The 21,439-nt window shown below is 32.6% G+C and carries 21 protein-coding genes; 15 read left to right on the top strand and 6 right to left on the bottom strand.

The features are described 5' to 3' along the window. The first annotated feature begins 71 nt into the window (after positions 1-71). Positions 72-836, top strand: coding sequence for a GIN domain-containing protein (locus tag ACVCXO_RS19395; protein WP_452231261.1), 765 nt, complete (start codon positions 72-74; stop codon positions 834-836). 182 nt (positions 837-1,018) lie between these two features. Here ACVCXO_RS19395 and ACVCXO_RS19390 read toward each other — a convergent pair whose 3' ends face one another. Beyond that, complete coding sequence (locus tag ACVCXO_RS19390) at positions 1,019-1,810, bottom strand: SDR family oxidoreductase (RefSeq protein ID WP_452231260.1); 792 nt, start codon at positions 1,808-1,810, stop codon at positions 1,019-1,021. Between the two features lie 28 nt (positions 1,811-1,838). After that, complete coding sequence (locus ACVCXO_RS19385; protein WP_452231259.1) at positions 1,839-2,756, bottom strand: sterol desaturase family protein; 918 nt, start codon at positions 2,754-2,756, stop codon at positions 1,839-1,841. Between the two features lie 87 nt (positions 2,757-2,843). Here ACVCXO_RS19385 and ACVCXO_RS19380 point away from each other — a divergent pair, with 87 nt between their 5' ends. The 4 genes from ACVCXO_RS19380 to ACVCXO_RS19365 all read left to right on the top strand — a co-directional run bounded on the left by ACVCXO_RS19380 (position 2,844) and on the right by ACVCXO_RS19365 (position 8,206). Further along, the gene (locus ACVCXO_RS19380; protein ID WP_452231258.1) at positions 2,844-3,878 is read left to right on the top strand and encodes an o-succinylbenzoate synthase; all 1,035 of its coding nucleotides are present in this window, start codon (positions 2,844-2,846) and stop codon (positions 3,876-3,878) included. A 2-nt stretch (positions 3,879-3,880) separates the two neighbouring features. After that, positions 3,881-4,846, top strand: a complete 966-nt coding sequence (locus ACVCXO_RS19375) for a CPBP family intramembrane glutamic endopeptidase (protein WP_452231257.1) — start codon at positions 3,881-3,883, stop codon at positions 4,844-4,846. Continuing rightward, complete coding sequence (locus ACVCXO_RS19370; protein WP_452231256.1) at positions 4,846-5,925, top strand: AMP-binding protein; 1,080 nt, start codon at positions 4,846-4,848, stop codon at positions 5,923-5,925. The genes ACVCXO_RS19375 and ACVCXO_RS19370 overlap by 1 nt, the downstream gene beginning before the upstream one ends. A 94-nt stretch (positions 5,926-6,019) precedes the next feature. Continuing rightward, positions 6,020-8,206: a YfbK domain-containing protein gene (locus ACVCXO_RS19365; RefSeq protein ID WP_452231255.1), complete on the top strand. Its 2,187-nt coding sequence runs from the start codon at positions 6,020-6,022 to the stop codon at positions 8,204-8,206. A 57-nt stretch (positions 8,207-8,263) separates the two neighbouring features. On the opposite strand, the gene ACVCXO_RS19360 is transcribed toward ACVCXO_RS19365, so the two are convergent. Further along, a complete protein-coding gene (locus tag ACVCXO_RS19360) occupies positions 8,264-9,892 on the bottom strand; it encodes an acyl-CoA carboxylase subunit beta (RefSeq protein WP_452231254.1) in 1,629 nt (542 codons plus the stop codon). Positions 9,893-10,037: 145 nt separating this feature from the next. Between ACVCXO_RS19360 and ACVCXO_RS19355 the strand changes: the two genes are divergently transcribed. The 5 genes from ACVCXO_RS19355 (at position 10,038) to ettA (ending at position 13,695) form a co-directional block, all read left to right on the top strand. After that, entirely contained in the window at positions 10,038-10,394 is a 357-nt protein-coding gene (locus tag ACVCXO_RS19355; RefSeq protein ID WP_452231253.1) for a DoxX family protein, read from the top strand. 91 nt (positions 10,395-10,485) lie between these two features. Then, positions 10,486-11,016 carry an NADPH-dependent FMN reductase gene (locus tag ACVCXO_RS19350; protein ID WP_452231252.1) on the top strand — a complete coding sequence of 177 codons (531 nt, stop codon included), beginning with the start codon at positions 10,486-10,488 and terminating at the stop codon, positions 11,014-11,016. Positions 11,017-11,054: 38 nt separating this feature from the next. Then, positions 11,055-11,492 carry a MarR family winged helix-turn-helix transcriptional regulator gene (locus ACVCXO_RS19345; protein ID WP_452231251.1) on the top strand — a complete coding sequence of 146 codons (438 nt, stop codon included), beginning with the start codon at positions 11,055-11,057 and terminating at the stop codon, positions 11,490-11,492. 262 nt (positions 11,493-11,754) lie between these two features. Continuing rightward, positions 11,755-11,937 (top strand): CAL67264 family membrane protein, encoded by a 183-nt coding sequence (locus tag ACVCXO_RS19340; protein WP_452231250.1) that lies wholly within the window; start codon positions 11,755-11,757, stop codon positions 11,935-11,937. Between the two features lie 66 nt (positions 11,938-12,003). Further along, positions 12,004-13,695: an energy-dependent translational throttle protein EttA gene (gene ettA / locus ACVCXO_RS19335; RefSeq protein WP_452231249.1), complete on the top strand. Its 1,692-nt coding sequence runs from the start codon at positions 12,004-12,006 to the stop codon at positions 13,693-13,695. A gap of 55 nt (positions 13,696-13,750) precedes the next feature. Here the strand turns inward: ettA and ACVCXO_RS19330 are convergent, their stop codons facing one another. The 3 genes from ACVCXO_RS19330 to ACVCXO_RS19320 all read right to left on the bottom strand — a co-directional run bounded on the left by ACVCXO_RS19330 (position 13,751) and on the right by ACVCXO_RS19320 (position 15,069). After that, positions 13,751-13,954: a hypothetical protein gene (locus tag ACVCXO_RS19330; protein ID WP_452231248.1), complete on the bottom strand. Its 204-nt coding sequence runs from the start codon at positions 13,952-13,954 to the stop codon at positions 13,751-13,753. Beyond that, positions 13,955-14,200 (bottom strand): hypothetical protein, encoded by a 246-nt coding sequence (locus ACVCXO_RS19325; protein WP_452231247.1) that lies wholly within the window; start codon positions 14,198-14,200, stop codon positions 13,955-13,957. It abuts the gene before it with no gap. A gap of 83 nt (positions 14,201-14,283) precedes the next feature. Continuing rightward, a complete protein-coding gene (locus ACVCXO_RS19320; RefSeq protein ID WP_452231246.1) occupies positions 14,284-15,069 on the bottom strand; it encodes an MBL fold metallo-hydrolase in 786 nt (261 codons plus the stop codon). Positions 15,070-15,240: 171 nt separating this feature from the next. On the opposite strand from ACVCXO_RS19320, the gene ACVCXO_RS19315 reads away from it, so the two are divergent. The 5 genes from ACVCXO_RS19315 (at position 15,241) to ACVCXO_RS19295 (ending at position 21,374) form a co-directional block, all read left to right on the top strand. Next, the gene (locus tag ACVCXO_RS19315; protein ID WP_452231245.1) at positions 15,241-16,584 is read left to right on the top strand and encodes a microtubule-binding protein; all 1,344 of its coding nucleotides are present in this window, start codon (positions 15,241-15,243) and stop codon (positions 16,582-16,584) included. 287 nt (positions 16,585-16,871) lie between these two features. Next, the gene (locus ACVCXO_RS19310; RefSeq protein WP_452231244.1) at positions 16,872-17,909 is read left to right on the top strand and encodes a hypothetical protein; all 1,038 of its coding nucleotides are present in this window, start codon (positions 16,872-16,874) and stop codon (positions 17,907-17,909) included. A gap of 28 nt (positions 17,910-17,937) precedes the next feature. Beyond that, positions 17,938-18,378 carry a hypothetical protein gene (locus ACVCXO_RS19305; protein ID WP_452231243.1) on the top strand — a complete coding sequence of 147 codons (441 nt, stop codon included), beginning with the start codon at positions 17,938-17,940 and terminating at the stop codon, positions 18,376-18,378. Between the two features lie 280 nt (positions 18,379-18,658). Continuing rightward, entirely contained in the window at positions 18,659-20,617 is a 1,959-nt protein-coding gene (locus ACVCXO_RS19300) for an AAA family ATPase (protein WP_452231242.1), read from the top strand. Positions 20,618-20,786: 169 nt separating this feature from the next. Continuing rightward, on the top strand, positions 20,787-21,374 hold the full coding sequence (locus ACVCXO_RS19295) for an NUDIX domain-containing protein (RefSeq protein WP_452231241.1): 588 nt from the start codon (positions 20,787-20,789) through the stop codon (positions 21,372-21,374). Positions 21,375-21,439: the final 65 nt, after the last annotated feature.

Genomic DNA, 21,439 nt, shown 5'->3' with positions numbered 1-21,439 from the left:
TTTTACAAAACTGTAACAGTTTAAAAAAAACGATGTCTTTAGTTTGTATTTAATAACTTAAAATCAAACGCATGCATACTTTTTTAAAATCAAAATCAACTCTTTTTCTTGTTATTACAGCAATATTTTTATTCCAAACTTCAGTAATACAAGCACAATCTAAAACCTTTACCGTAAAAACTTTTGATAAAGTTATTGTTAGTCCGCATATAGAAGTTGTCTTTAAAACTGGCGAGGTAGAAAAAGTGGTTATTGAAATGCTAACGGAAGACTTAGACGAAATGAATGTAGAAGTAAAAGGGAAAACCCTTCAGTTATATTTAGACGATGCAAAAACAGTGACCGAAAAGGATAAAGAAAAAAGCACCAAAAATAGAACCGTTGCGGCATATAAAGGCACCGTTGCAAAAGCGATTGTATATTATAAAAAAGTAAAATCCTTTTCGTTAAGAGGTGAAGAACGCTTTCATTTTGAAGACGCTATTATTTCCGATAGAATGACATTTAGTATTTATGGCGAATCAGAAGTAATAATGAAAGACGTTACTTTAAAAGAATTAAAAGTCTCCATTTATGGAGAAAGCCATTTAAAAATTGAAAGCGGAAGCATTGAAAATCAAAAAATCATTGGTTACGGGGAATCTGTTGTAGACCTTTTACAAGTGAATAATAAATCGTCTAAAATTACAGCCTATGGAGATGGAAGTTACCAATGTAATGTTTCCGATAAGCTAAAAATAGTTTCTTACGGCGAACCTACAATTACCTATAGAGGTAGTGCCACACTAGAAAAAGGGCTTTCTATAGGTGAAGTAGAAATTGTTAAAATAAATTAACTCCCTTTTGTGTATTTAGATCTCAAAGAATACTAAAAATGTCAGTTCGAGTGATTTTTGAAAAAAAAATTATATCGAGAACTTCTTTAGGAAATAAACTTCTTATTCTCAATACAATTTTGATGCTCTAAAAAAGCACAAAATGCACTGGAATGGACAAGGTTCAATAGAAATTAAGTAGTCTATCTCACTTTACTTCGTAAAACAAGCTTGTGTAATAATCGAGGAGAGATTCGTTTTAGGTAAACAGCGAATCTTTCCTTTTTACCAATATAAGCTTCAAATTTTTCTTTCCGAATTGCTTGTATCATTTTTTTAGTAAATACATCCACATGTAAACCATTCTCGGTCATTTCATCTTGCTGTACTTGTTTACTTCCGTCTCCTGTTAATGCATTTCTAGCGACATCAGTATTTACAAATCCAGGACAAATCATGGTCACTTTTACGTTGTCTTTTTCGTGTTCTAAACGCATCGCATCAAAAAAACCATGTAACGCATGTTTCGCACCACAATAAGCAGAACGTAAAGGAGAGCTAAATTTTCCCATAAGACTAGAAACCACCACGTAATGTCCAGATTGATTCGCGACAAAATGCGGTAAAAGCGCTTTACTTAAAGTAATGGTTCCTAAATAATCGACTTCCATTAATTTCCTGTCTACTTCTAGAGTGGTTTCAATGATAGAAGAACGTTGGCTAATACCGCCATTATTAATCAGAATATCAATTTTTCCGAAGCTAGAAATAGCAGTTTCTGTTATGTTTTTAAGGGTAGCTGTTTCCGCTAAATCTAAAGGTAAAACAATAATGTTTTCAGGAGTATTGCATAAAGCTTTTACTGCTTCAAGTGCCTCTTTTCTTCTGGAAGAAAGTATTAATTTACAATTCTCTTTAGAAAGTGTAATCGCTAAACTTTTACCAATTCCGCTAGAAGCTCCAGTAATCCAAACTACTTTATTATTAAAATTCATATTTTTTTTATTTATGGAACAAGGAACACTATTTAACCTTCACCGTAGACTTTTTACTGCCAACCGATTTCAGCCATTCTTCTCGTAAATCACCACTCAGTTTTCCTGTTCCGTCATGTTTCCATCCTGGCGGTTTTATGAAGTATAGCATTCTGTTTTTTAAAGTTTTTTTACCCGAAAAAGCATCTTTAAACATATTAATCCATTCTATAAATGCAATCTTTACAGGATTATAGGTGTTTATATTGGAAACCAAACCATAGACCACTTTTTCTTCTTTAAGTTCTGGTTGAAAGGTTCCAAAAAGCTTATCCCAAATAATTAAAATTCCCGCATGATTTCTATCTAGGTATAAAGGATTGCTGCCATGATGCACTCTGTGATGGGAAGGTGTATTCATAACCGCTTCAAACCAAGAAGGCATTTTGTTAATCGTTTCGGTATGAATCCAATATTGATAAATCAAACTAATAGACATTTGTAACATAATCATTCCTGGATGAAAACCAATAATTGGTAACCACAACCAAAATACAAAAGAGTAAAATCCGCCAGACCATGTTTGCCTAACTGCTGTACTTAAATTATAATGTTGTGACGAATGATGCACCACATGCGAAGCCCAGAATAAGCGACATTCATGGCTAATTCGATGAAACCAATAGTATGCAAAATCGTCTGCAAAGAAAATAAGAATAAAACTCCACCAAGTTATAGGAATAGTAAATAATCGGAAATTATCATAGACAAATAAAAAGCTTACCAGAACGACAATTTTACTAAAATACCCCAAAAATACATTTCCTAAACCCATGGCAATAGAGGTAGTAGCGTCTTTTGTTTCGTATGTTCCTTTTTGTGTTTTTAATACAATATAAATTTCTAAGCACATGGCTAAAACAAAAAACGGAATGGCGTAAAGAATGATATCTGGAAATTCTGTCATTTTTTTTATTGAAAAATTAAAACTAGAAGAAAGCTAGTTGTTAGGTATGCAAAATACAAAAATTATTGTCTATTTTTGAAACTAACTATGATAGCAACCTACCAACAATATATTTTAAACTTTAAACAAGCTAGTGGAACTTCTCGAGGTGTTTTAAAAACAAAAGAAACGTGGTTTCTAATTGTTGAACATGAAGGAAAGAAAGGAATAGGTGAATGCGGACTTTTTAGAGGCTTAAGCGCAGATGATGTACCTAATTACGAAGAAAAACTACAATGGACTTGTACTAATATTCATTTAGGATTAGATGTTTTATTAGCGGAATTAATCGAATTTCCAAGTATTCAATTTGGACTAGAGCAAGCTTTTTTATCCTTGCAAAGTGAAAATCCTTTTATTCTTTTTCCTTCCGAATTTACACAAGGAAATGATAGTATTCCTATTAACGGATTAATTTGGATGGGCTCTGAAGCGTTTATGAAGCAACAAATAAAAGACAAAATTGAAGCTGGTTTTAGTTGTATTAAAATGAAAATTGGAGCCATTGATTTTAAAACAGAATTAGAACTTTTAAAATCGATTAGAAAAGAATTTTCGGCGGAGGACATGGAATTGCGAGTAGATGCAAATGGCGCTTTTAAACCTTCGGAAGCTTTAGAAAAATTAAAGATACTTTCGCATTTTGATTTACATTCTATAGAACAACCTATTAAACAAGGACAAATTCAGGAAATGGCTAGACTTTGTGAAGACACTCCATTACCAATTGCATTAGATGAAGAATTAATTGGTGTTTTTGATGTAACAAAAAAAGAGGAATTGCTACAAATAGTACATCCGCAATACATTATTTTAAAACCAAGTTTGGTTGGTGGATTTGCAGGAAGTCAAAATTGGATAGATTTGGCTGAAAAACAAAAAATAGGTTGGTGGATTACCAGTGCATTAGAAAGTAATGTAGGTTTAAATGCAATTGCACAATTCACCTACAGCTTGCAAAGTAAATTGCCGCAAGGACTTGGTACAGGAAGTCTTTTTAGTAATAATTATGAAAGTCCGTTAGAAGTAAAAAATGGTACATTGCAGTATCAAAATAAAACAAATTGGAAAACTAATTTTTAGATATGTATATAGAACAAGCGTTTAAATCATTACATGAGTGGTGGAGATATTTACTAGGTTTCATCATCATTTTTATAGTATGGCAATTAATAGGATCGATTCCGTTAGTCGCAGGGATTTTATATACCATAGGTTTAGAAGGAATACAAAATGGCGATTTCCCAACAGATATCCCAGAAATGGCGGATATATTAGGAAATAATATGTTTTTGTTTTTAATGCTTTTATCCTTTGCTATTGGTTTGGTTGGTGTATTTTTTAATTCTAAAGTGATTCATCAACAGTCTATTACAGAATTAACAACAGCAAGAAAAACAATAGATTGGAGCAGATTTTGGTTCATTTTTATACTTTGGGGAACAGTTTCTTCAACTTTTGTATTTGTAGATTATTTTATGGAACCAGAAGGGTATGTGTGGAATTTTAAGTTAGTTCCGTTTTTAACGCTTGCCGTAATTGCTATAATATTAGTTCCGTTGCAAACCAGTATGGAAGAGTATTTTTTTAGAGGTTATTTAATGCAAGCATTGGGTGTTATTACTAAAACAAGATGGTTTCCGTTATTTTTAACTTCTATTGTTTTTGGGTTAATGCATTTAGCAAATCCAGAAGTAGAGCAACTAGGTAATGTAATTATGGTATATTATATAGGTACAGGATTCTTTTTAGGAATTATGACACTTATGGATGATGGTTTGGAACTAGCATTAGGGTTTCATGCTGCTAATAATTTATTTACCGCTTTATTGGTAACAGCAGATTGGACAGCTTTTCAAACCGATTCCCTTTTTAAAGATGTTTCCGAGCCAACTTCAGCAGGATTTATAGATGTGTTTATGCCTGTATTTGTTGTTTTTCCTATTATTCTTTTCATTTTAGCTAAAAAATATAAATGGACAAATTGGAGCGAAAAACTTTTTGGAAAAGTAGAGGAGCCTATTAAAGAAGATTATAAAATAATAGAATAATGATACCAGAATATAATAAAATACACAATCGTTTTAAATTAAATGAGAGCTCTTTTTTATATGAAGAGCTTAAAGAAGTTGCGTATAGTCATGTAAAAGAAGGATTGCCTTTTGAAAAAAATATTGGTGACTTTTTAATCGATTGGCTGGACGATAAAGATTATGTATTGGTGCAAACTTCTGGTTCTACAGGAAAACCAAAAACGATTAAATTACAAAAACAAGCAATGGTACATTCTGCTATTGCAACAGGAGATTTTTTTAAGTTAGAACCAGGAGACAAAGCTTTACATTGTTTACCAAGCAATTATATTGCAGGAAAAATGATGCTAGTAAGAGCTATGATTTTAGGCCTAGAATTGGATCTTGCAGAACCAACGAGTCAGCCTCTTTTTGATTATGAAAAGCACTATGAATTTTGTGCTATGGTACCTTTACAGCTTCAAAAAACGTTGTCTTATTGTAATAATATTAAAACTATAATTGTTGGTGGAGCTTCCGTTTCTAACGGATTAAAGCATGCTATTCAAGATATAAAAACAAATGTATTTGAAACCTATGGTATGACCGAAACCATAACACATATTGCAGTAAAGAAGATTAATAATTTTGAAGACGTCACTTCGAGTGCAGACGAGAGCACTTACTTTCACATCCTACCAAACATTACAATAACACAAGACGATAGAAATTGTTTGGTAATTGAAGCACCAAAACTTTCGGAAACCAAAATAGTGACTAATGATGTGGTTAAATTACATACTCAAACTACATTTGAATGGTTAGGACGTTTCGATAATGTAATAAACTCTGGAGGAGTAAAATTATTTCCAGAACAGATAGAAGCAAAACTATCCTATAAGATGAATAATAGATTTTTCATTACTAAAGAAAAGGATGAAATCTTAGGGGAAAGTGTTGTTCTGGTTATTGAAAGTGAAAATAAAACGATAGAAGCTTCGTTCTTTTCAGAATTAGAAAAATTTGAAGTTCCGAAGAAAATATATTGTATTGAAAAATTTATAGAAAGTGATACTGGCAAAATTCTTCGTCAGGAAACATTAAAAACTTTAAAATAACAAGTTAACGCACTCAAAAGGACACTTCACTCATTTGTAGTTTTACAAAACATAGGTTAGGTATAAGTTTACAAAAACTTTAAAACTAACGAATATGAAAAATGTACTACAAATTGTTTTTGTGTTGTTCATTACAATACAACTGCAAGCACAAGAAAAAAACATAACTGGTGTTGTAAGTGACGTGAATGGATTGCCACTTCCTGCAGTAACAGTTATTGTAAAAGGATCTTCTATAGGAACTTCTACCGATTTTGATGGGAACTATACTATTAAAGCTAAAATTAATGATGTTTTAATATTTAGCTATGTTGGTTATGCATCGAAACAAGAAACTGTTGGAAAGTCGAATAGCATTAATGTTTCATTACAGCCAGATAATTCATTAGATGAAGTGGTTATTACAGCATTAGGTGTTAAGAAAGAAAGGAAAGCTCTTGGTTATTCTTCGCGAAATGTAACAACGGCACTTTCAGGAAAAGTAAGTGGCATTTCTGTTAATTCCTCAGGAAACAAACGCAAAGTAAAGCGATTATCTAATGCAAAATCATTGTTGGTTCAAAACAAATTTAATGGTTTGGTTGGAAGTTCTTCAAAAATAGTAGTAAGAGGTAATTCGTCTATTTCTAGAAACAATGAGCCTTTGGTAATTGTGGATGGTGTAGTTTTAGAAGATGCTAATTCTAGTTCTTCTGGTTTAGCGAGTTTAGATAAGAAGGATATAAAAAATATTTCTGTTGTTAAAGGCCCAAATGCAGCAGCGCTATATGGTATTCGTGGAGCAAATGGCGTTCTAATTATTCAGACAAAAAAAGGAAATTATAAATTGTCAAAAGCGCTTAAAAAAGCAATCAAATCATCAGCTAATGAAAAAACCATAGAGACGCAAGATGTGTATGAAGAAATTGTAGAAAATAATTTTGAGATTACTAAAGTTGCGCCATTATCTACTTTTTCTATAGATGTAGATAAAGCTTCATATAGCAACATTAGAAGAATGATTAACAATGCGCAAACTATTCCTGTAGATGCTGTAAAGATTGAAGAAATGGTGAATTATTTTGATTATAATTATCCGCAACCAACGGGGGAACATCCATTTTCCATACATACAGAATTGTCCGTTACACCTTGGAATAAAGAAACAAAATTGGTAAAGATTGGTTTACAAGGTAAGACGTATAATAACGAAGAATTACCTGCGAGTAATCTTACTTTTTTAATTGATGTTTCTGGTTCCATGGGTGCACAAAACAAACTGCCGCTTTTAAAATCTGCCTTTAAATTATTGGTAAATCAGCTACGTGAGCAAGATAAAGTATCCATTGTCGTTTATGCTGGAGCAGCAGGAGTTGTACTAGAGCCAACCTCAGGAAATGATAAAACGAAAATACTACAAGCACTAGATAAATTACAATCTGGCGGGTCCACAGCTGGAGGACAAGGAATTGAATTAGCATATGCATTAGCCGAAAAAAACTTTAAAAAGAAAGGGAATAATAGAGTAATTTTAGCAACAGATGGCGATTTTAATGTTGGCGCTTCTAGTGATAAAGACATGCAAACATTAATTGAAGAAAAGCGTAAATCTGGTGTGTTCTTATCCGTTTTAGGATTTGGATATGGAAACTATAAAGACTCTAAACTGGAAACTTTAGCAGATAAGGGAAATGGTAATCATGCATTTATAGATACCATGCAAGAAGCGCAAAAAGTGTTTGGAAAAGAATTTGGAGGAACACTTTATACCATTGCAAAAGATGTTAAAATTCAAGTAGAGTTTAATCCGAATAAAGTGCAAGCGTACCGATTAATAGGTTATGAAAATAGATTGTTGGCAGACGAAGATTTTATAGATGATACAAAAGATGCTGGGGAATTGGGAAGCGGACATACAGTAACTGCTTTATACGAAGTGATTCCTGTAGGAGTAGAGAGCGCATATTTAAAAGATGTTTCCGATTTAAAGTACACTAAAAAGGAAATTTCTACGGATTTTCAAGACGAATTATTAACGGTGAAATTTAGATACAAAAAACCAGAGGATAAAAAAAGTATAGAAATGGTACATATCCAAAAAGACGTTGTAGTTGCAGCTTCTCAAGACATGCAATTTGCTGCATCTGTTGCATTATTTGGTATGCAAATAAGACATTCGCAATATCATAATAACTCGAATATAAAAGATGTTATTCATCTTGCTGAAGCAGGAAGAGCTGTGGATACGTTTGGCTATAGAGCAGAGTTTATAAGATTGGTTAATTCTTATCAAAGTCTGTAAACTAAAAAAGGCATTTGAATATATCAAATGCCTTTTTTTATTTTAAATAAATATCTTTTAAACCTGTAAAACACCCAAATTAAATTTCTTCTCAATAGGAGCGTGGTCTGCAGCTTCAATTCCCATACTTATCCATGTTCTGGTATCTAATGGGTTTATAACCGCATCTGTCCAAATTCTAGCAGCAGCGTAATACGGAGAAACCTGATTATCGTATCTGTCTTTTATTTTATTAAAAAGTTCTGCTTCTTTTTCCGGAGTAATTTTTTCACCTTTCTTTTCTAGGGAAGCTTTTTCAATTTGTAGTAACACTTTAGCAGCAGAGTTTCCACTCATAACAGCAAGTTCTGCACTTGGCCAAGCTACAATAAGTCTAGGGTCGTATGCTTTACCACACATGGCATAGTTTCCTGCTCCGTAAGAGTTTCCAAGAATAATGGTGAATTTTGGTACCACGCTATTACTAACAGCATTTACCATTTTGGCACCATCTTTTATGATTCCTCCATGTTCACTTTTGCTTCCAACCATAAAACCAGTAACGTCTTGTAAAAAGACTAACGGAATTTTTTTCTGGTTGCAATTCGCTATAAATCGCGTAGATTTATCGGCACTATCATTATAGATAACACCACCAAATTGCATTTCTCCTTTCGCATTTTTAACTAATTTACGCTGGTTTGCCACAATACCAACAGCCCAACCATCAATTCTTGCATATGCTGTAATAATTGTTTTTCCGTAGTCCGCCTTGTATTCATCAAACTCACTATTATCTACCAAACGTTTAATAATTTCGTACATATCATATTGGTCGGCACGACTTTTTGGTAAAATACCGTAAATATCTTCTTGGTTTTCAATTGGTTTGATTGCTTTTACTCTATTGAAACCAGCTTTATCATAATCGCCAATTTTATCTATTAATCGCTTAATCGTATCTAAAGCATCTTTATCGTCTTTAGATTTATAGTCTGTAACTCCCGAAATTTCACAATGTGTAGTTGCTCCACCAAGCGTTTCATTATCTATACTTTCACCAATTGCAGCTTTTACTAAATAGCTTCCAGCAAGAAAAATACTTCCTGTTTTATCCACAATTAAAGCTTCATCACTCATAATTGGTAAATATGCGCCTCCTGCAACACAGCTTCCCATGATAGCAGAAATTTGCGTAATTCCCATACTACTCATGATGGCATTGTTTCTAAAAATACGTCCGAAATGTTCTTTATCCGGAAAAATTTCGTCTTGCATTGGTAAATAAACACCAGCAGAATCCACTAAGTATATGATTGGTAATCGGTTTTCAATAGAAATTTCTTGCGCACGTAAATTCTTCTTTCCGGTAATAGGAAACCAAGCTCCAGCTTTTACGGTAGCATCATTTGCAACAACAATACATTGCTTCCCTTTAATATATCCTATTTTAACGATAACGCCACCAGAAGGACATCCGCCATGTTCTGCGTACATATCTTCTCCTGCAAAAGCTCCAATTTCAATAGATTTAGCTTTAGAATCTAGCAAGTAATCCACACGCTCTCTAGCGCTCATTTTACCTTTAGCGTGTTGTTTATCTATACGTTTTTGTCCGCCACCAAGTTTTACTTTAGCAAAACGTTTGGTTAAATCGGAAACTAGAAGTTTATTATGATCTTCGTTTTTATTGAAATTGATATCCATGAATAAGAATTATTTGCTACGAATTTACAAAACCAAAGCTTGTATAAAAAGTGAATGTTTTGTTAAATAATATTACATGGAAATATTTACCTAGGAAACTATAATTATTTTGTTGTACATTTGTGGCAACTAAAACAAACTAAAAATGAAAAGAGATAAAATTATTTTTTATGTAGCCACCGGATTATTAACCTTAATCATGCTGTTTTCGGTGAGTATGTATTTTTTTAAACATGACGATGTAGCGCAAATGTTTACTAATTTCGGATATCCAAGCTATATCATTTATCCTTATGCTGTGGCTAAGTTATTTGGATTATTTGCACTTTGGAATCCTAACTTTAAAGTACTAAAAGAATGGGCATATGCTGGTTTCTTTTTTGCATTCATTCTAGCCTTTTTTGCACATGTTATGATAGGTGACGGAGAGCAAATGGCGGCATTAGTAGCTTTTATTCTATTAATTATATCTTATATTTTTAACAAAAAAACACAAAACTAATTTGAAACGAGCATGTTAAAAAGGCTTATTATCCATAAAAGGATTACTAGCGAACAACAGGTGACCATTTAAAAACAATAAACATAAACACATGAAAAATATCATCGCATTTGCAGGAAGCAACAGTAAGCAATCTATAAATAAACAATTAGCAAGTTATGCTGGAAATCTAGTTCAAGAAGCTAAAGTAGAAGTCTTAGATCTTAATGAGTTTGAATTACCACTTTACGGAATAGATTACGAAACCGAACATGGTATTCCAGAGAATGCAAAAGTGTTTTTGGAGAAAATAAAATCTTCGGATGGAATTATTCTTTCCTTGGCAGAACATAATGGTGCTTATGCAACGGTGTTTAAAAATATTTTTGATTGGATGTCTAGAATCGATGGTAAATTATGGAGTGAAAAACCAATGTTACTTATGGCTACTTCTCCTGGCGGTAGAGGCGGATCTAGTGTGTTAGAAATCGCTAAAGGACGTTTTCCATTTATGGGTGGGAATATTATTGCTGATTTTTCACTGCCTTTGTTTAATGATAATTTTTCAGAAGGAAAGATTGTAAATAATATATTAAAGGAAGAAATGTTAAATAAGGTCGGCCTATTTTCTAAAGCTTTATAATATTGTAAGTGAGGTGTATATAGATTAAACATAAAATCATGGGAAACATTTCTAAAGATATTAACTCCACATTTCCAAATCATAAAGTGAAAGCGATGCTTAACATTATGTTTACAGCAAATTGGCTTAATAGTTATCAAAATTCATTTTTCAAACCTTTTAAAATATCATCACAACAATATAATATTTTACGAATTTTAAAAGGAGCAGAAGAACCTTTAAAGGTACAAACCATTAAAGAGCGAATGATTGATAGATCTCCTAATACGACGCGTTTAATGGATAAACTTTGTGCTAAAGATCTCATTGAGCGTATAGCTTGTCCCGGTGATAGAAGAGTGGTACATATTAAAATTACAACGGAAGGGTTACTTCTTTTGGATGTTATATCTAAAACAAATCGAAAAGATTTACTTGAAAACTTAACGGAAGAAGAAGCATCTCAACTGAGTGATTTGTTAGATAAAATTAGATAATTTGATATGGACTCTTCATCAGAAATAGTATATTATTTATACTATATATATGCATAGATAAATAAAAAATAATTCAAAAATTGCGTGAACATTAGGTAGTAGGAATGTTTAAAAAGTAGAACGTTTTAAAATGAAATATAAAGCAGATTCAGTTTTGGGCTTCTTAGAAGTTTCTGTAATTTAAATTAAGCATCTATTTAGGATGCTTTTTTTATACAAAATAGCGATATTTGTATTTACTAACTAAAAATTGAAATAGAAAATGGCTATGAATAAAAATACAGTATTAGCTTGGGCTACATGGATTATGATTTTTGTAGGTTTAGCACTAATTGCCTTAGGAGCATTTAGATATGATGATGTAGCAGGATGGGGATTTGCGGCAGTAGGAATTGGATTTTTTGCAATTGCATGGGTATTTAATGCTTTAAAAGGAAGAATGTAATTCTGCCTTATTAACTGAATTTAAGAATAAAAAAAGATATCAATAAACTATATAACGTAAAATATTATGAGTGACGATAAAAAAGTAATCTTTTCTATGTCTGGTTTAACCAAGACATTTCAAAGTGCACAAACACCAGTTTTAAAAAATATTTATTTAAGCTTCTTTTATGGAGCAAAAATTGGAATATTAGGACTTAACGGTTCTGGTAAATCTACTTTACTTAAAATTATTGCTGGAATAGATAAAAACTATCAGGGAGATGTAGTCTTTTCTCCGGGCTATACTGTGGGTTACTTAGAACAAGAACCACAGCTAGACGAAGATAAAACGGTTATGGAAATTGTTAGAGAAGGTGCTGCGGAAACCGTTGCAATTCTTGATGAATATAACAGTATTAACGATCAGTTTGGTTTAGAAGAAGTATATAGCGATGCCGATAAAATGGAAAAGCTAATGAACCGTCAAGCAGTGCTTCAAGATCAGATTGATGCCGCTAATGCCTGGGAACTAGATACCAAACTAGAAATTGCTATGGATGCTTTGCGTACTCCAGATGGAGACAAAAAGATAAGTGTACTTTCTGGTGGAGAACGCCGTAGAGTTGCTTTATGTCGTTTGCTTTTGCAAGAACCAGATGTATTATTATTAGATGAGCCAACCAATCACTTGGATGCAGAATCGGTACATTGGTTAGAGCATCATTTAGCGCAATATAAAGGAACTGTTATTGCTGTAACGCATGATAGATACTTTTTGGATAATGTTGCTGGTTGGATTTTAGAACTAGATAGAGGAGAAGGAATACCTTGGAAAGGGAATTACTCTTCATGGTTAGACCAAAAGTCAAAACGTATGGCAAAAGAAAGCAAAACAGCTTCCAAGCGTCAAAAAACATTAGAACGTGAGTTAGAATGGGTCCGTCAAGGAGCAAAAGGACGTCAGACAAAACAGAAAGCGCGTTTAAAGAATTACGATAAATTAATGAGTCAAGATCAAAAACAACTTGACGAAAAATTAGAAATCTATATACCAAACGGACCTCGTTTAGGGACAAATGTTATTGATTCTGTTGGGATTAGTAAAGGGTATGATGATAAGCTACTTTATGAAGATTTAAACTTTAGCTTACCACAAGCTGGTATTGTTGGTGTTATTGGACCTAATGGAGCTGGTAAAACTACTATTTTCCGTATGATTATGGGAGAAGAAACACCAGACAAAGGAGAATTCAAAGTCGGTGAAACCGCTAAGATTGCTTATGTAGATCAAAAGCATTCTAATATAGATCCTGAAAAAACAATTTGGCAAAACTTTAGTGATGAGCAAGAATTGGTAATGATGGGAGGAAAAGAAGTAAATTCTAGAGCCTATTTAAGTCGATTTAACTTTTCAGGTGGAGAGCAAAATAAAAAAGTGAAACTACTTTCTGGAGGGGAACGTAACCGTTTACACCTTGCAATGACGCTAAAAGAAGAAGGAAACGTATTGCTTTTAGATGAGCCTACCAATGATTTAGATGTAAATACATTACGTGCATTAGAAGAAGGTTTAGAAAACTTTGCTGGTTGTGCTGTTGTAATTAGTCACGATAGATGGTTTTTAGATAGAATTTGTACACACATTCTTGCCTTTGAAGGCGATAGTCAAGTATATTTCTTTGAAGGTGGATTTAGTGAATATGAAGAAAATAAGAAGAAACGTCTTGGTGGTGATTTAATGCCAAAGCGAATTAAGTATAAAAAGTTAGTACGTTAACTGCTAGCTCTTATTAGAATAAAAAAAACCTGCATTTAGCAGGTTTTTTTGTTTATTATTTAGAGTACATATGACCGGAACCTAATTGGTAATCCGGGATATTTGTAATATCATTTATTTCCGCAATGTTTTTTTCAAAAGCATCCAATTCACGTAAAATATCTGCTTCGTGTTCATAAGTATATAATGTTTTCTTTAAGAAAAATCCTAAAATAAAAACTGCTGTACTAAAAGTAGTAGTAACTATAACTGTAATCATTTATTCTTTTTTTGTGCTATTACTATACATGTGTCCTTCTGTGAAATCGGTATATTCCTTTTCGTCTTCCTCTAATAAATGATCGGTAGCACGCATCAGTTTTTCATTTTCAACTTTCAACTTATATGACTTTCTTATCCCAAGAATTAATAAAACTAAAAAGAATATTACACTTATACCTAAAAGAGTAACAACACTAGTTTGTTCTATTAAAGCTAAAAAATAGCAAGTAAGTATGAGAATCATAATTAATTGTAGATTATTTTTTTGGGATAATCTGCTTCAAATATATAAAAAACATTTTAAGTAATGTGTTCATTATTAAAATATTAATACCAGTTTAGTTGCATAACTTCTATGTTTTTATTGCTGCTATTAACCAGAGTTTTAAACAAAGAAACATCACTAAAACCTTCTGTTCCTCTATAGTGATAGGGATATACTTGTTTAGGCTTAAATTCTAAAACAGCACTTGCAGCACTTTCTACAGGCATTGTGTAAGGTAAGTTCATACAAACAAAAGCTTTGTCAATATTTTTTAAAGTACGCATTTCAGGAATATCTTCGGTATCCCCAGAAATATAAATACGCTCTTCGCCAAGGGTAATAACATAACCATTTCCTCTTCCTTTTGCGTGGAATTTTAAAGCTTCCTCTCTTAAATTATACATCGGTATTGCTTCAATGTTATGCTTATTTACAGTAGTTGTTTTTCCGTTATCTAAAACAATACGCTCTAAGGCATGTAGTTCTGGTAATTTTTCGGATACTGCTTTTGGCATCACAACAATAGCATTACTTAAATCTAGATTTTTTAAGGTTTCAGTACTTAGATGATCGCCATGAATATCTGTAATTAAGACAATGGTTGGTTTTTTTTGATCTTTAAAAGCATCCGCGCCACCAACAGGGTCGGTGTAAATCACAGTATCTTCATACTCTAAAACCATAGTTGCATGACTAATTGGAGTGATTTTTATTTCCTTGTTAATCTCAGTTCCAACTGTTGTATTAACTTCTGTTTTTGTAATTAATTCTGTGTTTTTTTTGCTATCGTTCTTACAACTGGAAAGAGATAAAAGAGCAATAATTAGAAGTGATATTGTATTTTTCATAAGGATTTATTTATATAATTTAAAGGTAATACTCCAAAAACAATTAATTAAATATGTAACAAAATATTATGATTCGCTACTTATATTTTAAACGATTTCGTTTTTGATACTGATATTTTTTATCGAAATTGCTTAACGAAATATAGTTCAACTTAAAACACACAACGCAATATGTCTGATGATTTTGATTTATTAGAAACAAGCTCCAACGAGAAAACAGAAAAGGTAGATGTAAATTGGGGAAAAGCCATAGACCAGATGAAGTCTAAATTGGCACAAGAAGAGGATCCAGAAAGTCGTCAGAAAATCTTAAATGCAACATTAGATAATGTTGTAGATATGGCAGAAAAAGACAGAACTACTTTGTTAGATGCTATTAAAGATTTAACAGACTATCAAGATGAAGTTGGTATTATGTTCGAAGGTTTTTCCGCATTAAATCCAGCAGAACAAAAAATTATAGACGATGCTATTAAGCGTTTAGAACGTGCAAAAGTAGAGCTAGAAGATGCTAACGCTAAACCAGATACGTTTTGGAATAACCTTTGGGGAAGAAAAAGTAAAATAAAAGACGCAGAACAAGAATTACAACAAGCACAAAAAACACGGGACGAAGCAGACAATAAAGCAAAAGCATTATTTCAACAACGTATTGAAAGCGCTGATGTGCAAACCTTATTAAACGAACTTTCTTTTAAAAGTCAGGCAGCAGTAAAACGTTTAAAAGATAGAGAAATAGAAATTAAAGAAGTAGAAGAAAGTCTTAAGACGGCAATTGTAGAAGCAAGTAATAACCATACAAAAGCACTACAAAAAAAGAAAGAAGTAGAAGATAAGCTAGAAGCACAATACGCATTACTAAAACAAGCACGTCAAGCATTGGAAGAAGTTTCAGATAAACAATCTGAAGAATACTCCAAAGCATTATCGGCAGTAACCACTTTAGAACAAAAAGTAGAAGAATTAGAAGGACTTAAAAATGCATATACAACACTTGCTGCTTCTAAAGATAGTTTTGTACACAAGCATAATTTAACTATTAAAGTACTAACTTCTTTACGTAGTAATTTACAAACACATCGTGCAAAATTAAAGTCCGATACCGATGAGCGTCTTAAATATTATGACGGTTATGTGGTAGCTTTAAAAGCAAGAACAGATCAGGAATTCGCTGCTATTTTAGAACATTTAGGTGTGAAAACAGATGAGCATATTGGTGCAACTCTTGCTTCTATGCATACCGCAAGTGCAAAAGCGCGTCAGGAAATGATGGATAATATTCCGGTGCACGAAAAAGTAATGCAAGGTGTTTATGGTAGTTATGCAGAGGCTTTAAGTGAGATTAGAGCTAAAGATTCAGCAATTCAAAAAAACTTCGCAGAGCGTTACGGTATCGATATGAAAGAAATTTTTGAAGATTATTATAAAGCAGATGCAAATGCACCTTCAGGTGGCGATGCTGCTCCTGCAGATGCTCCAAAACCAGAAGTTAACGACGACGATATGTTGTCATAAAAGGATTGCGAATTTTACAAAACAAATTTGAAGCAATCTCATGGTTTTATGAGTAGTTTTAATTTGGGCGTTCCTTTCTGTTTTCCTGTGCGGTTTTTAAAACCGTACAGGAAAACAAAAAGTCAGGCTTTCCGCTATATCTTTTGCAAAAAAGCAAAAGTATGCCGCTTCAATCCTTAACGCAAAAAAAAAGACATCGCTGGTTTTTAAAACCTGTCAGGTCTAAAGAAATATTCATGTATTCGCGGCAAACGGCCTACGGAATACTGCTTACTGAATACTAAACAATGATAGTAACACCACTAGATTCCGCAATACTCGATTCCAAAGAGCAATATGTTTTCTATCATAATATGGTAGACTTTGCGCTTAAAGAACTCCTAGTTGCAGTACAACAAAAGCAAATATTAAACCAACAAGAAATACTTCTGTTTAAACAATACAGTGATTTACTTCTGTATTCTGTAGAAGCCATGCGTGTGAAATATATGTATGATGAGGAGGAAAACATGAAGGTGGATTTAACAGATTCTGGTTTTCCAAATTACTTAGAGTTTCGTTATCTATTCAACGATCTAGAATTACGCGAAGAATACTTAGGTAAACTCACAAGTATAGACACTTTAAAAGAAGAGTTTTTAGATACGCTACTTCATAAAAAAGAACCAATCAGCAAACGAAAACTATTTCAAGCAGCTTCTATAGTGTATTATGCTTCGGCAAAAAAGGAATTCATATTTAATCGTTTTGTACAAGGTAAAATTCTAAAAGCACCAGAAAATTCTCCAGGAGAGCATCTAGTAAGTTGGAGTTTTTATGATGTTTCACACAATAGACCTTTTGTTTGCTATATGTATTTTGATTATGACGGAAGTAATCCGCAAAAAGAAAGAGACGAAATATATACCACGCTTAAAAACGTTGCAGATCGAGAAATGAATATCGATACCATGGCTTACGGAATTGATAAACGGTTGCCAAAAGTGTTTCCTAAATTGATAAAACGTGTGGACTTAGGACCAATACATAACATATTTGCAAAAGACGAAAATAAAGTAACGCACGCTATTCTAGAAGGTATTGCTAGTAAAACAATTCCTTTAAATTCCTATGCTATTTCCTTTAAAGTAGATGCGTTAAAATCACAAAGCGAATTTAAAGAAGGCGGTTTTTTTAGTAAACAAACTTTTCAGAAATGGGATGCTGTTTTTAGACAGCGCTATGTATTTGCACCACACAGAATCATTCAATTACTATATAATAAAACACCAGAAATCATGAATAAATTGGCGAAAGCTCCGATTCAGATTTCAGAATTGAAATAACGTATAGACTAATTAAAAGAATCTTTAAATGAAAAAAGTATTACTAATTATTATGTTTTTTGTGTCATTTTCTACTGTGGCACAAGGAGATCCAACTGAAGTAGTGGAATTATTCTTTAAAGAATTTAAAGAAAAAGGTTCTTCAGTAGCAATAGATAACTTATATAAACCGAATAAATGGATTAGTAAATCGGCAGATGCGATTATTCAATTAAAAAGTCAGTTGCAAGGTTTAAATGAAGACTATGTTGGTAAGTATTATGGTAAAGAGTTGATTCTTGAAAAAAAATTAGCAGATAGTTATATTTTAATGAGCTACTTGGTGAAATATGATAGACAACCAATTCGTTTCACATTCCAATTTTATAAACCAAACGATACATGGATGATTCATAGTTTTAAATTTGATGGTAATTTGGATACTGAAATTGAAGAATCCGCAAAGCTATACAATTTTCGATTAAATTAAAACTTTAGAAATTGGGAATAAACTTGCAAAAGCCTCAATTCAAATTTTAGAATTGAATAAAATAAATAATAGAAATTAATTCCTTCCCTTTTTTTAAGGGAAGGTGGATTTAATTCTTTTTAGAATTAAAGGCGGAAGGGTAATAACCACCACGTCTTCTAATTTTTTCAAATTGGAATCCACTCCTCCTTAAAAAAAGGAGGAGAGTTATTCAGAATAAGCATTTGTGAATTAGTGGCTATTTCTCCCTATTCATTAATAATTTTTTAACTAAAAACAAATGGAACACAACTCAACTTTTCCAATAAAGCAAAACGAATTAGATATGCTTCGTGATGAAGCAACTACGTATATAAAATCGGTACAATGGGAACAAGGACAACGTGCCAAGAATAAAGAAGATAATGGCAAGGACGAATCTATATTACTCTATTTGTCGAGAGCAAATAATGGAAGTAATGTACATGTAACTTCGATTTCTAAAACCATTTTAGCTTTAAAAAAACGTTTATTACCCGAATCTGTAGCAATTCCAATTCACTTAAACCATACGCTTTATGCGGTGCAAGAAGGAATTACTTTAGGGGTTTGGATAAAAGATAGTTATTATGATGCGTCTGGTTTATCGACCTTAAATGAAAACAAATCGGCTTTAGATACGAATGGAAAGCGAGAATATGAAAGTAAAATGCACACCGCAACAGCATACATGCTTTTTGCAACTGCATATAAAATTCTCTTTGACTTAAAATCACATGCTTCCGATGATTTATCGGTGATGAAGCAAAAATTTGCTGGTATTCCAGAAGTCTCTTTGCTTTCGCCTTTAAAAGGAATTTCTTGTAGCTTATTTTATTACGATAAATATTTATCACATCCAGATATTATAAAATCGGATAAAGATGTTATTGATTTTACAGTGGTTTATTTTGAAGCTTTAATTGATGAAATTCAACTGCGTAAAAGTAGTTTAGAATACACCGAAACTATTGTAGATAGAACCTACAAGCTAGAAAAAAGTGATTTTGCAGTTTCTGGTTGGGATAATGTATTTCAAGGAACAGCAAAAAGTATCGAATTTAATAAAATACAATTCGAGCAAATTGTAGGTAATAGAGATGCAAAACACTTTGCTAGACGTTTAACAGAACGTATGCTGAGTTATGATTTTGAAGCAAAATTGAATCCGTTTCAAGAACTTGGTGGTTTTATGCCTGTTTTTATGGGATATGGTATTCCGGGAACGGGAAAAAGTATGCTTATTGCAGCTATTGCAACACGACTAAAAGAACATGCAGATAATTTAGATATTCCATTTTTATTTCACCCAATGCCAGATACTTTAATTAGTACCTTTCAAGGTGGTTCTGCCGAAAAAATGGTGGAATGGATGAAACCATTACAAGATCCTACAAAATTAATTTTTGCACCAATTGATGATGCCGAAAACAATTTACAAGAACGAACGGCGCAAGGTGTTTCCGCTGGAGTTAAAGAAGTAATCGGAGTGTTTTTACGTTATACGGAAGGTGCTTATGCTGTAAATTATGGAAATAGTTCGGTAGGTTTATTTACCAATCTTCCAGAAATGTTAGATAAAGCAGTTATTTCTCGTGTGCAAGGACGTTTTAAAATTGATGGCGCAAGAACCGAGCATGATTTTTTAGATCAAGATCATTTATGGTGGCGTAAATTAGATACTACCATGCCAGATTTTGTAAATATGCAAGGTCCAGAAAATTATAGTTATCTGCAAGATCAAGGATTAGCAAAAAGTATGGGAGAAATTCTAAATGTTTCTAATAAACCAACAGAACAGCGTGTTTTAGATGCTTATGGTAAAGTAGAAAAGCATTTTAAAACGAATCATCATTTGTTTTATGCAAATCTATATATGGAGATTCAAAAGATCTTTCCTTTCTTTTCTTCTCGTGATGTTCGTAATATTCAAAGTGCTGTTTCACTTCGTTTAACCGATTTCGATTTAGAAGAAGATTGGTTCGATAATCCGGAAATCTATTTCAAAAAAGATTACGATACCAAGTTTAATATGCTACAAGAATTAATGCGTGCCAATATGAAAGGTTTAGATTTTTCAGAAATAAGAAGACAAGAAGTAGTGCGTTACCTAGATAATGTAGCAACAATTGCAGATACCGACTTTAAACGTAAGGTAGATGCTAGAATCAATCAAATGAATATTGATTTAAAAGCAAGAGATACTTTTGGTAATAAATAGTTGAATAATGAAAACGTATGTCACTTCGAGTGATTTTTGAGGCACGAAAAAATAGTATCGAGAAGCAAGTGATTTTTGAGGCACGAAAAAATAGTATCGAGAAGCAAGTGATTTTTGAGCTACGAAAAATAGTATCGAGAAATAGTTATCTGAAATTTGAAATTAAAACATGAACAAACTAAAAAACATAACAACTAAAATACTCTCCAATGCATGGGCAACTTTAAATCAAATTGATTACGATTATCAATTTAACGATGGTAGCTGGAAACGCGTATCTAGAGAGAGTTACGATAGAGGTGACGGAACCTGCGTGTTATTATATAACAAAGAAAAACAGACCATTATTTTAACCAAACAATTTAGAATGCCTGCGTATGCAAACAATAAAAACGACGGCATGTCTATTGAAGTTTGCGCAGGTGCAATTGATAAAAACGAAGCACCCGAAGTTTGTATTATTAGAGAAGTAGAAGAAGAAGTTGGTTATAAAATACCAAAAGCAACTAAAGTTTTAGAAGCATACACTTCTCCAGGAGCAGTTACAGAAAAAATGTATTTGTTTGTCGCAGAATATACAGACGCCATGCAGGTAAATGATGGTGGCGGATTAGAAAGTGAAAACGAAGAAATCGAAGTTTTAGAAATTTCTTTTATCGAAGCTATTCAAATGATGAACGATCAAAGGATTATGGATGCAAAAACAATTATGTTATTGCAATATGCACAGATTAATAATTTATTAAAAGAACAATAACGTCACTTCGAGTGATTTTCGACGAAGGAGAAAATAGTATCGAGAAGCAAGTGATTTTCGACGAA

The sequence above is a fragment of the Lacinutrix sp. MEBiC02404 genome (assembly GCF_053601575.1).
Note: the sequence above shows the minus strand (reverse complement) of the source record. Positions and strands in the feature narration are given on the sequence as shown.

Bases quoted from the DNA above. Each gene is read 5' to 3' on its own strand.
- ACVCXO_RS19395 (WP_452231261.1), top strand. From the start codon at position 72: ATGCATACTTTTTTAAAATCAAAATCAACTCTTTTTCTTGTTATTACA.
- ACVCXO_RS19390 (WP_452231260.1), bottom strand. From the start codon at position 1,810: ATGAATTTTAATAATAAAGTAGTTTGGATTACTGGAGCTTCTAGCGGA.
- ACVCXO_RS19385 (WP_452231259.1), bottom strand. From the start codon at position 2,756: ATGACAGAATTTCCAGATATCATTCTTTACGCCATTCCGTTTTTTGTT.
- ACVCXO_RS19380 (WP_452231258.1), top strand. From the start codon at position 2,844: ATGATAGCAACCTACCAACAATATATTTTAAACTTTAAACAAGCTAGT.
- ACVCXO_RS19375 (WP_452231257.1), top strand. From the start codon at position 3,881: ATGTATATAGAACAAGCGTTTAAATCATTACATGAGTGGTGGAGATAT.
- ACVCXO_RS19370 (WP_452231256.1), top strand. From the start codon at position 4,846: ATGATACCAGAATATAATAAAATACACAATCGTTTTAAATTAAATGAG.
- ACVCXO_RS19365 (WP_452231255.1), top strand. From the start codon at position 6,020: ATGAAAAATGTACTACAAATTGTTTTTGTGTTGTTCATTACAATACAA.
- ACVCXO_RS19360 (WP_452231254.1), bottom strand. From the start codon at position 9,892: ATGGATATCAATTTCAATAAAAACGAAGATCATAATAAACTTCTAGTT.
- ACVCXO_RS19355 (WP_452231253.1), top strand. From the start codon at position 10,038: ATGAAAAGAGATAAAATTATTTTTTATGTAGCCACCGGATTATTAACC.
- ACVCXO_RS19350 (WP_452231252.1), top strand. From the start codon at position 10,486: ATGAAAAATATCATCGCATTTGCAGGAAGCAACAGTAAGCAATCTATA.
- ACVCXO_RS19345 (WP_452231251.1), top strand. From the start codon at position 11,055: ATGGGAAACATTTCTAAAGATATTAACTCCACATTTCCAAATCATAAA.
- ACVCXO_RS19340 (WP_452231250.1), top strand. From the start codon at position 11,755: ATGGCTATGAATAAAAATACAGTATTAGCTTGGGCTACATGGATTATG.
- ettA (WP_452231249.1), top strand. From the start codon at position 12,004: ATGAGTGACGATAAAAAAGTAATCTTTTCTATGTCTGGTTTAACCAAG.
- ACVCXO_RS19330 (WP_452231248.1), bottom strand. From the start codon at position 13,954: ATGATTACAGTTATAGTTACTACTACTTTTAGTACAGCAGTTTTTATT.
- ACVCXO_RS19325 (WP_452231247.1), bottom strand. From the start codon at position 14,200: ATGATTCTCATACTTACTTGCTATTTTTTAGCTTTAATAGAACAAACT.
- ACVCXO_RS19320 (WP_452231246.1), bottom strand. From the start codon at position 15,069: ATGAAAAATACAATATCACTTCTAATTATTGCTCTTTTATCTCTTTCC.
- ACVCXO_RS19315 (WP_452231245.1), top strand. From the start codon at position 15,241: ATGTCTGATGATTTTGATTTATTAGAAACAAGCTCCAACGAGAAAACA.
- ACVCXO_RS19310 (WP_452231244.1), top strand. From the start codon at position 16,872: ATGATAGTAACACCACTAGATTCCGCAATACTCGATTCCAAAGAGCAA.
- ACVCXO_RS19305 (WP_452231243.1), top strand. From the start codon at position 17,938: ATGAAAAAAGTATTACTAATTATTATGTTTTTTGTGTCATTTTCTACT.
- ACVCXO_RS19300 (WP_452231242.1), top strand. From the start codon at position 18,659: ATGGAACACAACTCAACTTTTCCAATAAAGCAAAACGAATTAGATATG.
- ACVCXO_RS19295 (WP_452231241.1), top strand. From the start codon at position 20,787: ATGAACAAACTAAAAAACATAACAACTAAAATACTCTCCAATGCATGG.